This is a genomic window from Arenibacter hampyeongensis (assembly GCF_002909255.1).
Classification (GTDB): Bacteria; Bacteroidota; Bacteroidia; order Flavobacteriales; family Flavobacteriaceae; genus Arenibacter; species Arenibacter hampyeongensis.
This window is the reverse complement of the sequence record NZ_PIOB01000014.1, coordinates 21,140-32,452: the sequence shown is the minus strand read 5'-3', so window position 1 is coordinate 32,452 and position 11,313 is coordinate 21,140. Positions and strand designations below refer to the sequence as shown.

Annotated in this window: 7 protein-coding genes; 4 read left to right on the top strand and 3 right to left on the bottom strand. The window is 37.5% G+C overall.

What is annotated here, in order from left to right; all coding sequences use genetic code 11:
- The first annotated feature begins 194 nt into the window (after positions 1 to 194).
- Positions 195 to 731, top strand: a complete 537-nt coding sequence (locus CWD91_RS21145) for an RNA methyltransferase (RefSeq protein ID WP_103442978.1) — start codon at positions 195 to 197, stop codon at positions 729 to 731.
- 195 nt (positions 732 to 926) lie between these two features.
- Here CWD91_RS21145 and folK read toward each other — a convergent pair whose 3' ends face one another.
- Positions 927 to 2,072 carry a 2-amino-4-hydroxy-6-hydroxymethyldihydropteridine diphosphokinase gene (gene folK / locus CWD91_RS21140; protein ID WP_103443013.1) on the bottom strand — a complete coding sequence of 382 codons (1,146 nt, stop codon included), beginning with the start codon at positions 2,070 to 2,072 and terminating at the stop codon, positions 927 to 929.
- A gap of 186 nt (positions 2,073 to 2,258) precedes the next feature.
- Between folK and sppA the strand changes: the two genes are divergently transcribed.
- Positions 2,259 to 4,019 carry a signal peptide peptidase SppA gene (sppA, locus tag CWD91_RS21135; protein ID WP_103442977.1) on the top strand — a complete coding sequence of 587 codons (1,761 nt, stop codon included), beginning with the start codon at positions 2,259 to 2,261 and terminating at the stop codon, positions 4,017 to 4,019.
- Between the two features lie 79 nt (positions 4,020 to 4,098).
- Here sppA and CWD91_RS21130 read toward each other — a convergent pair whose 3' ends face one another.
- Positions 4,099 to 6,177 (bottom strand): DUF5723 family protein, encoded by a 2,079-nt coding sequence (locus CWD91_RS21130; protein WP_103442976.1) that lies wholly within the window; start codon positions 6,175 to 6,177, stop codon positions 4,099 to 4,101.
- A gap of 137 nt (positions 6,178 to 6,314) precedes the next feature.
- On the opposite strand from CWD91_RS21130, the gene CWD91_RS21125 reads away from it, so the two are divergent.
- Together CWD91_RS21125 and CWD91_RS21120 are read left to right on the top strand one after the other, a co-directional pair.
- Positions 6,315 to 7,040, top strand: coding sequence for a queuosine precursor transporter (locus tag CWD91_RS21125; RefSeq protein ID WP_103442975.1), 726 nt, complete (start codon positions 6,315 to 6,317; stop codon positions 7,038 to 7,040).
- Positions 7,041 to 7,469: 429 nt separating this feature from the next.
- A complete protein-coding gene (locus CWD91_RS21120) occupies positions 7,470 to 10,202 on the top strand; it encodes an AsmA family protein (protein ID WP_103442974.1) in 2,733 nt (910 codons plus the stop codon).
- Positions 10,203 to 10,295: 93 nt separating this feature from the next.
- Here CWD91_RS21120 and CWD91_RS21115 read toward each other — a convergent pair whose 3' ends face one another.
- A complete protein-coding gene (locus tag CWD91_RS21115; protein ID WP_103442973.1) occupies positions 10,296 to 11,177 on the bottom strand; it encodes a MerR family transcriptional regulator in 882 nt (293 codons plus the stop codon).
- Between the last annotated feature and the right edge of the window lie 136 nt (positions 11,178 to 11,313).

The following is an 11,313-nucleotide window of genomic DNA, read 5'->3' as shown; positions in this document are numbered from 1 at the left end:
TTTTGTTTTTCCCGAGTCGGCCAAAGCGATTTTATTAACTTATTTTTGCATTCCTTTCTGAAACAACGAATGTAAGGTTTATCTACTGGAATGTACACTATTGTTGATATTTTGGGGATAACTTTATGTTGGTGGATGGGCGGTTTATTCCACAATACAAGTGGTGTGAAAATTAAAAATTAATATTGGATTGTATGCGTAAATTGGAAAATAGTGAATTGGACCGACTTAATGTGGATGAGTTTAAACAGGTGGTAAAGACTCCTATTTGTATTGTGTTGGATAATGTAAGGAGCTTGAACAATATTGGATCGGTTTTTAGGACAGCTGATGCCTTTCTGATAGAGAAAATCTACTTGTGCGGAATTACAGCAACTCCACCTCATAAGGACATTCATAAGACTGCTTTGGGGGCAACTGATAGTGTTGCTTGGGAATATCGTGAAAACGCTATGGAATTGTTGAAGGAATTAAAGCAAGTGGGCTACATTTCACTTTCCGTTGAACAAGCGGAAAATGCGGACATGCTTAACGACTTTAAAGTGGATAAAAATGAAAAATATGCCTTAATTTTTGGTAACGAAGTAAAAGGGGTTTCCCAAGAGGTAGTTTCGAACAGTGATGGGGTTTTGGAAATCCCGCAATACGGAACCAAACACTCGTTGAATATTTCAGTAAGCGTCGGCATAGTGGTATGGGACCTCTGGTCAAAATTGAAGGCTCAATTTTAATAATAGAGATAGTTTTTAAAACCAAAAACCCAACCTAATGGTTGGGTCGGCAATATATAGTTTGAGTTAGTTAGTTCAAAACCTTAAAGTCTTTCCGCTGTAATTTTTGATGTTCATTACAACTCAAAACGGCTTTATTGGAGGCGCAAGTAAATAAATTGATTTGTTCTGTGCAAGTATTATGTGAAAATTATCTTAAAATGAGAGTTTCACCGCGAATTTTTGAATTTGGTCTAAAATTACCTCGTAATCGTCTTGGTTTTCCACAAAATCCAGTTCACTAACATCTAAAATTAGATTATTTTGCTCGGGAAAACTTTTTAGAAAGTCGAAATAGCCCCGGTTTAACTTCTCTAAGTATTCGGGAGCAATATTCTGTTCGTAATTTCTTCCCCTTTGCTTTATATTTTGTAGTAGGCGTTCCGTGTTTTGGTACAGATAGATATACATCGTTGGCTTCTTTATCTCTTTATGCATGAGATTAAAAAGCTTACGGTAGAGTTTAAATTCCTCCTCCTGTAGGGTGACTTTTGCAAAAATCAGGGATTTGTTAATGTCGTAATCGCTTACCATAAAATTTTTGAACAGATCATATTGGGAGGTATCGTCCATAAATTGTTGGTAGCGGTCGGCTAGAAACGACATTTCCAAGGGAAAGGCAAATCTACTCTGATCTTCGTAAAACTTGGGTAGGAAAGGGTTGTCCGCAAATCGTTCCAAAACCAATTTGGCGTTGAAATCCTGTCCTATCTTATGGGCCAATGAGGTTTTCCCCGCACCAATATTTCCTTCAATGGCCATATAATGCAATTGGGAGAAAAGCTGTAATCTGGTGGCGTATAGCTTATGTTCGGTTCTGGTTATATTACTTTTATCCTTGCATTCCTGTAACAAATTTCTCGAATCTTTGTTTAGAACTGGATGATAGAACTGCGGGGCTATGTCTGCCAAAGGTCTAAGAACAAACCTTCTCAATTGTAGGCTTGGGTGGGGGATGGTCAGCGCCTCGGAATTTATTATTTCCCTTTCATAATATAGGATGTCTATATCCACAGTTCTGGAAGAGTAACCAGTTCCTTTATTTCGCTCCCTGCCCAACCTTGTTTCAATTGTCAATAGGTTTTCCAACAAATCCAATGGGGTTAGGGAGGTTTCTACCGCAATGCAACAATTGTAAAAATCTTCCCCATCAAAACCCCAGGCAGGTGTTTCATAAATCGGTGATATCTTAACAACATTTCCGATAGAGGAATGGATCAAAAACACCACCTCCTGCAGGTGGTTTAGTTTATCCCCTAAATTACTTCCAAGTGAAAGGTATGTTGTTACAGTCTTATTCATAATGTGCGGGCAAAGTAAACAAAAGTAATTTACTTCATAAAGGGAAATGCCAAAAACAAGGTCAAATTTCATCGACCTTAATCAAGATGCATATTCTAATATTTGAGGTATATATAATTCAATATTTATAATTGCATAAATTCCACATTGGCTATCTTTGCAAGTTATTAGCAATACTTATATCGGATGAACTTTTTAAGAAATTTATTAGCGGCAATTATAGGTTGTCTCATAGCCTTCGGAATCATGTTTGTAATGTTTCTCATTTTGGCAGCTCTTGTCGGCAGTGGAGAAGACGCTGTGGTGGTCAGGAATAATTCTGTTCTGGAAATACAATTGCAAACCCCTATCAACGATTATGTGGGGATGGACGAATCCAACCCTTTTGCCGGTCTTTTTAGTGTAAAACAAGGGTTGGACGATATATTGCACGCCATACGTGTGGCCAAGGATGATAACAAGATTAAAGGGATAAGTCTAAATAATAATGTGCTTATGGCCGGCTTATCACAAACCAAGGCTATACGAGATGCTTTAGTTGAGTTTGAAGGTAGTGGAAAATTCATATATGCATATGGGGATTTCTATACCCAAAAGGATTATTATTTGGCGAGTGTAGCCAATAAGGTATACCTTAATCCAGTGGGGGCCATGGATTTTAAAGGACTGTCCACGGAAGTATTATTTTTCAAGGATTTGCAGGAAAAGACCGGTATAAAAATGGAGGTAATTCGCCATGGGAAATACAAAAGTGCCGTTGAGCCTTTTTTGGCCAACGAAATGAGCGTAGCCAATAGGACACAGATCAGGGAGTTATTGGATGCCTTGTGGGATTCAATGCTTACCAATATTTCCGATAGTAGGAATATTTCTATTGAAAATTTAAATCATATAGCGGATACCTTAGGGGCCAGGACCCCAAAATATGCGGCGTCAACGGGATTGATTGATGATGTTATATTTTTTGATGAATATGAATCAAAGATCAAAGAGACATTGGCAATAGAGGATGATGTGGATATTAACTATGTTGGCATATCAGATTATGTCAATACGGCTAGCAAAATTAAAATCAACAGTGGCAAGGGTAAGATTGCAGTGATTTATGCCCAAGGCGAAATATGGTACGGTGAAGGGGGTTCGGATGTAATTGGTCAAGGTATTATTAATGATGCACTAAAGAAGGCCAGGGAAGATGATGATGTTAAAGCCATAGTGCTAAGGGTGAATTCTCCGGGTGGAAGTGCATTGGCTTCAGATATTATCTGGCGCGAAATTGAAATTACCAAGCAGTCCAAACCAGTAGTGGTTTCTATGGGGGATGTCGCCGCTTCTGGAGGTTACTATATTGCTGCGGGAGCCGACAAGATTTTTGCAGAACCTACTACCATTACAGGGTCTATAGGTGTATTTGGTACCATACCCAATATCAATGAATTGGCGAAGAATATGGGTGTAAATGCAGAACAAGTGGGAACCAACCAAAACTCAGTGGAATATTCCCTATTTGAACCCATGAGCGATAATTTTAGAAATAATGTTCTTGAAGGGATAGAAGCCACTTACGAAACGTTTTTGGATAGGGTGGCTCAGGGCAGGGGTATTTCCATGGCTCAGGCAGATAGTTTGGCCCAAGGTCGTGTTTGGAGTGGGGTAGATGCTTTGCGTCTGGGTCTGGTAGATGAATTGGGTGGCCTGGATGAGGCTATTGCAGAGGCAGCTAAAATGGTAAGCCTAGACCATTACGGAATTAAAAAACTTCCAAAGTATAAATCGGATTTTGAAAAATTTATGGAAGATATCGGAGGTGCCAGTGCCAAAAGCCAAGAGACTTTTATTCAGCAGGAAATTGGTATGGAAGCCTTTACAATTCTACAGGAGATTAAATCAGCGATGGAAAATAAGGGGGTTCAGGCCAGAATGCCTTTTACCTTAAATATTAAATAGGATTTACTTAAGCCAAAAATGATTATACAAAAAGCCCCTTAGATTAAAGGGGCTTTGTTATTCAGTAAATATTTGTAAACTAGTTTTTTACCAAGTTTATTTCCACACGCCTGTTTTCTGCGCGTCCTGCTTTGTACATATTGGTTGCAATTGGTTTGCTTTCACCGTATCCAATCGATGTTAACCTAGAGCTGTCAATTCCTTTTTCAACTAAGAAGTTTTTAACGGAAAGTGCCCTTTCCTCTGAAAGTTTCTGATTGGACGGCACACTTCCTATACTATCTGTATGGCCTTCAACCGTAAATTTGGCATTGGGATATTCATTAAGAATCTTAATGATATCTACCAAGACATTTGTAGACTCTATTTTGATTGTGGCCTTTCCGGAATTGAACAAAATGGTCTTGGCATACTCGTTTAAGGTTTTTTGAACCTCCTCAGTAACTTCGGGACATCCGTTGTTGGCTACTGTTCCAGCAACCTCTGGACAATTGTCATCTTTGTCCAGTACACCGTCATCATCCGTATCGGGCCAAGGGCATCCATTATTTTCAGCTACTCCGGCTTCTTCTGGGCAGTTATCGTCCTTATCCAATACACCGTCACTATCAGTATCCTCCCAAGGACATCCGTTGTTTTCTAAAATGCCTGCTTCCTCTGGACATTTGTCATCCTTGTCCAAGACTTGGTCACCATCTGTATCCGTCCAAGGGCAACCATTGTTTTCCACTGGTCCTGGAACCTCTGGACAACCATCTACCTTATCCAATACGCCATCCTCGTCTTTGTCTTTTGGTCTGGATTGGTAAATAGGGATCTTTAACCCGGCATAAACATCCGCACCTTTGGATTTGTCACTGGTCAAAACTGTTAAAATGGAACCAGAACCAACATACAATGGCCCTGCCCTTAAGCCAGCTCCCCATTGCACACCTAAGTTTTGCACATAGCTAACCGGAGAATAAAAACTAAACCATTTGCTTTCGAACCTAGGGGTAAGGGAAACAATGTTGGCAATACTATTGGTATTGGTATTGTTTTTTGAAGTTATTGATAAATCGGTATTTAGATTCATATAAAAGTGATTGTTAATATTCCAATCAGCATTTAAATGCAAGGCTGTAGGTAAAACTGCTTTTGATGCGTTTCCAGACCTGATCTGTGTGTAAAGGTTGTTTAATTTATCCTCAAATCCTTCTTCGTTGTCAAAATCGTCTTCACTTATAGAATTGGTAATGTCATAGGCATTTTCTGTGCCTTTATATTTAAGGCTACCTAGGTCCGTTAGGGATAGTCCAAATTTCAATTTGTATTTATTGATGTCTTTTGGAGCGTAAGGATTGCCATCTTTGTCCGTAACCGTATAATCCGCAAAATTAGGGCGCCATTCGTAAACAAAACCTAGGTCTACCCCAAAGCCGTCGGCACTCTTAACAAATTCGTAGTCTTCAAAATCGTTGGTTATGTTGTCACTGTTACCATAGGATATTTCACCTTGGGAATCAATACTTCCTGTAATTCCGGAACCGTCCGCATCATAATCTATAACGATATTCTTTCCACTGGAATAAGCGTTGCCATATCCCATTAAGTATTTTAAAGAAATACCTCCCTTAAGAAAATGTTGTTCCTCGTTCATTAGCACTGTGGCATACGTGATTCCTGTTTCTGCCCAGGCATTGGCGCTCATCTGATAATCGCCTTCATTCACATTGAAATCTTCATTTTCGTCAAACTCATTGGAAATATTGTCATAGGTATCTCCATTAATTTCGTTGACATTGAAAAATACCCTGCCTCTGGTAAAGACAGCCAATGAATTCCTGGAATTGATATTGAACATGAAAGATGGTCCCAAAATATCGGCATTACCATAAGCGTTATTTGCATTTTTGGGCGATTTTGTTCCATCATCATCAAAATCAAAACTGTCCTTAAAAATATCTCCAAATTTTGCACTGTAATAGTCGTTTCCTATTAATCCACTAACCCCTATAAGGTTTATGTCCGTTTTAAATCTTGAATCCACTATATTGGCCGGATTGGAGATTATGCCATGTACTCCATTGTAATTGTCAGTGCCCAGTCCAATATAGGATTGGCCCTTCACCATTGCGGTACATAGAATTAGGAATGCTACTAAAATACTTTTGTTCATGCTTAAAAATTTAGTTTATTTCTTTTTTATTGTTAATCGACCACTGTTCTCGTAAATTTGAGTTTTTTCAAGGATCAAATTGTAGGAACGCTTTAATTGGGATTAAATTATAATATGTTAAAATTTTTAATTTTTCTATGGGGAATTCGGTCTTAAAGGAGGAGGATAAGAAGCTGGCATTTAAGATTTATCTCTATTTGGGAGCTTTGTTCATTACCTCCTTGGTAGTTTCCAATCTAATTTTTCAAAAGTTTTTTTATTGGAGGCCTTTTGGGGATGTTACCGTTTTAGGAGCTTCGTTATTTGAAATTTCTGTTGGTATTTTGCCCTATCCCCTGACTTTTTTGATTACGGACCTTATTTCCGAGATTTATGGCAGGAAAAAGGCGAACCGGATTGTAACTGCAGGAATTTTTGCTTCCTTTTTTTCTATGGGGATTGTGTTGTTGGCCAATTGGGTCCCTGCATTGCCAAATTCACCAGTTAACGATGAGGTGTTTAGCCATGTGTTTGCACTATCTCCCATTGCTGTTTTTGCATCAATGTTGGCTTATCTTTTTGCCCAGTATATAGATATTGGCATTTATCATTTTTGGAAAAGACTGACCAACGGGAAACATCTTTGGCTTCGTAATAATTTTTCCACTTTTCTTTCCCAATTCATAGATACGTTTACGGTTGTGGGTCTTCTGTGTATATTTGAAGTGCTGCCCTGGACTATGTTTTACGGACTGGTTGTCAGTGGTTTTATTTTTAAAGTAATTGTAGCCTTCTTCGACACCCCTTTTCTGTATTTTTTCGTATATCTCTTTAGAAAGCGGTTTAATTTGAAAGTAAACCAGGAAATTGATCTTGAGGCATAATAAAACTTGCTTTTCGCTGTTCTTTACGAATAGCCCAACATTCTAATTAAATTATAGGGTTATAAAGGAAGGGGGGCTAGTTAAAGGGTTATTCGTTTCTGTGTTAAATATTATTTAAACTGGATGCATATTTAAATTTTGCTTCGCGATTTATCGTAGAATTGCGTCAATATTTTAATGTATCTGTTTAATATAATATGCGTGTTTTAAGTATTATTGGCTATTAAGTTAACTAAAACGAAATATTGATTTGGGATGAGTACGGGATTTTTTAAGTTCTTGCTTCCTTTTTAAATAATTGCAGCAACAAAATATAAATATCCAATGTCCCCAATTATGAGGGTTGAGATAATTAATAAGTCTAAGGTCTAAGTTCAGCTGTATTTCCGACATAGGTCGGGTATATGGGAAAATAATAAATAACAACATATGAAAAAGAAAATTTTAAAGGTTATTGGGGGCGTATTTTTGGTAATAGTCTTATTGCTAATTGCAACCCCATTTTTCTTAAAGGGTAAAATTGCGGATATAATTAAGAATAAGGTGAATAATAGTATTAATGCCACGTTCAATTTTTCCGATGCGGACTTAAGTCTATTCAGTAGTTTTCCAAATGCTACCGTTACCTTAAGTGATATAACCTTAATTAATAAGGCCCCTTTTGAGGGGGACACCCTTTTTGCTTCCAATAAGGTAACCTTGGACATGTCCATAAAGGAACTTTTTAAGGATGCAAATGAGCCAATTGCAATTAAAAGTTTAATCTTAGATGGTCCGCTATTGAATGTTAAAGTGGACAAGGAAGAAAGGGCCAACTATGATATTGCCATTAATGACGGTTCATCCACAGTGAATGCATCCTCCACGGAAGGCGGTTTTACCTTGTCCATGGAGTCCTATGAAATTAACAATGCCGCTATTAAATATAATGACCTTTCCAGTGGAATATCCTTTTCAATTTCAGAAATGAACCACAGGGGAAATGGTGATCTTTCTTTGGAAAATTCTGAATTGGATACAGAAACCAGCGGTTTGGTTTCCTTTGAAATGGACAGTACACAATACTTAAATAAGAATCCGGTTCAATTGAAGGCTCTTATTGGGGTGGATCTAAAGGAGAGTAAATATTCCTTTTTAAAGAATGAGGCCATGGTAAATCAATTGGCGTTGGTATTTGAAGGTTTTGTGAAATTGAATGAAGATAATCAAGAGGTGAACATTAGTTTTAAAACGCCATCCTCGGACTTTAAAAACTTTCTAGCGGTTATCCCGGCGGAATATTCCAAAAATATAGAACAGGTGTCCACTACTGGTAACTTTACGGTTGCAGGTGAGTTTACTGGCATTGTAGACGATGACCATATTCCTCAGTTCAAAATCGATATAAATTCTGACAATGCCTCCTTTAAATATCCCGATTTGCCAAAAGCGGTCCGAAACGTATTTATAGATACCGAAATTTCCAATAAGACTGGAATTGTGGAAGATACCTATGTGGATATCCGTAAGTTGTCATTTATGATAGACGAGGACAAATTTAATATGGTTGCCAAAATTAGTGACCTTATGGGTAATACCAAGGTTAATGCCAAGATAGACGGCAAAATGAATTTGGCAAATATCTCCAAAGCCTATCCGGTACCGGCCGATTTAAATTTAAAGGGAATTTTGAATGCCGATATTTCAACTGCATTCGATATGGCATCCATAGAAAAAAAGAAGTATGAGAATACGAAGACCAACGGTACCCTAAATTTAATGGACTTTGAATATAAGTCTGATGAATTTCCAAATCCTATTATTTTGAAAAGCACTTCGGTTACGTTTAACCCAACAACGGTAATCCTAAACCAATTGGAAGGGGCAACTGGGAAGACCGATTTTGATGCTACGGGTACCATCAACAACCTTTTGGGATTTATGTTCAACAATGAAAATGTAGAAGGCAATTTCAATTTAAAGTCCAACACTTTTGCCATTAATGATTTTATGGTGGCTGAAACAACTACGGGGAACAATGGTGGGGAGAAAGAATCTCCAACTACCTCCACAGAGGAAAAAATAAAGATACCTTCCTTTTTGGATTGTACCATAAATGCCAGTGCCAACACCGTAATTTATGATAATCTCACCTTGAAAGAGGTTAAGGGAACTCTTCGAATAAAGGATGAGAAGGCAATTTTGACCAATATGACTTCGTCCTTGTTTGATGGTAAATTAGCCTTGAACGGGGAAGTGTCCACCAAGAATGATACGCCCACCTTTGCCATGAAATTGGGGATGGAAAGTTTTAAGATTGCAGAAACTTTCAAGGCTTTGGAAATGTTTAGAACATTGGCACCCATAGCAAAGATTCTCCAAGGAACCTTAAATTCGGATGTGCAGATAACGGGAAGTTTAAAGGATGATTTTACTCCCAATTTAAGTACCATTTCTGGAAATATTTTAGCCGAGTTGCTTACCAACCAAATTGATGCAAAAAGTGCACCTTTACTTAGTGAGTTGGATAGTAAGCTAAGTTTTTTGAATCTTGAAAAATTAAATTTAAAAGATTTAAAAACCGCCTTGACTTTCGAAGATGGTGTGGTAAAGGTTAAGCCATTTACGATAAAATATCAAGATTTTGCCATAAATGTGGCCGGTAGCCATACATTCGATCAAAAATTAAACTACGCGGCTACCATTGAAGTTCCTGCCAAATATTTAGGAAAGGACATTAACAGTTTAATTGCGAGAATTGACGAAAAGTCGCTGGAGAATTTAACCATTCCAATAACGGCCAATATAGGAGGAGGGTATACCAGTCCTACGGTGACAACCGACCTTACTTCGGGTATAAAAAATTTGACGGCCCAACTTGTTGAGGTCGAAAAACAGAAATTGATCAATAAGGGAAAGGACAAGGCCAAGGATTTTATTGGGGATCTTATCTCCAAAAATCAACAGGCAACTGATTCCACTAAAAAGAAAAATCAGGAGAGTGCCAAAGATGTTATCGGAGGCCTATTGGGGGGCACAGCCAAAAAGGTAGATTCCACTGGGAAAACTGATACTACGGTCGTAGCCAAAAAGGAGGCCCAGAAGGAAGTGGCTAAAAAAATATTGGGCGGGCTTTTGAATAAAAAGAAAGAAGCGGAAAAGCCAAAAGATAGCGTACAGTAAATTATTTCAGGATGGTTTAAAACTCTATTGTAATGCTATAATATTTTAATAGTTGTTACACTATTAAGGTTCATCGGTGGAGCCCTTCTAAACCTATGTTGATAACAAGGCAGCCTCCAAAACTTTTATTAAATCTTGGGGAGTTTTTAGGTAGGATACCATATTATCATTGATTTCGGGTTTAAAATTAATTGGACTTCCAGAGTATAAAAGGGGTATTTTGGTCTCGGATGAAATTCTAAGGACATTTTCCTCGACCATGGAAGGAGTAATACTGATAAAAAAAGTCAGTAGATAATTTGGCTTAACCAACTCTGCCATGGTCTTTAGGTTGTCATAGGGCACATTTTGTCCGAGGTAAAAAACCCTCCACCCTAGTTTTTTGGCAATAAAGGAAGCTAGTAATAATCCTATTTCATGATTTTCACCTTCAGCCAAAAACAATATTATCCTTGGTGCATTGTCCGGAGCCATCGGTAATAAATCTATTGCTGAACATATTTTTTGACGGATTAAGTTGGAAACAAAATGTTCCTGTGCCGGCATAATCTTATTTATACCCCATAGGACTCCAACTTTATGCAGAAATGGATAAATCACCTCGGTGAATGTTGACAATATGCCATTTTTGATAATTTGGGATTTAATTATATTGTCAAATTCCTTTTCATCCAAATTAATCATGCTTAAAACCAAGGCCTTTACTTCACCTTCTTGGTCTGAGTCGATCAATGATTCTGAAACCATCTTGTGAATTTCTTCGTCGGACATTTTGCCTATAGCCGATAATCGAATTCCTTGACTTCTTAAGATACTTATGTTTAACAGTTTCTTTAATTGACTGTCCGTATAAAATCGAATATTGGTTTCCGTTCTTTCCGGAACTAAAAAATCATATCTACTTTCCCATTTTCTCAAGGTATGTGAATTAATTCCAGTTAAAGAAACGATTTGCGCCATGGAATACCTACTCATAATGTTGTCTAATAAATTATAGTGTAAAGTTAAACAAAAATTTTATTGATGAAGGGGTGATTTGCATTTTTGTCTAAGTTTTTAATAAAAAAGTTGGACAATAAAATAAAATAACTATATTTGTCTAAGTTTAACT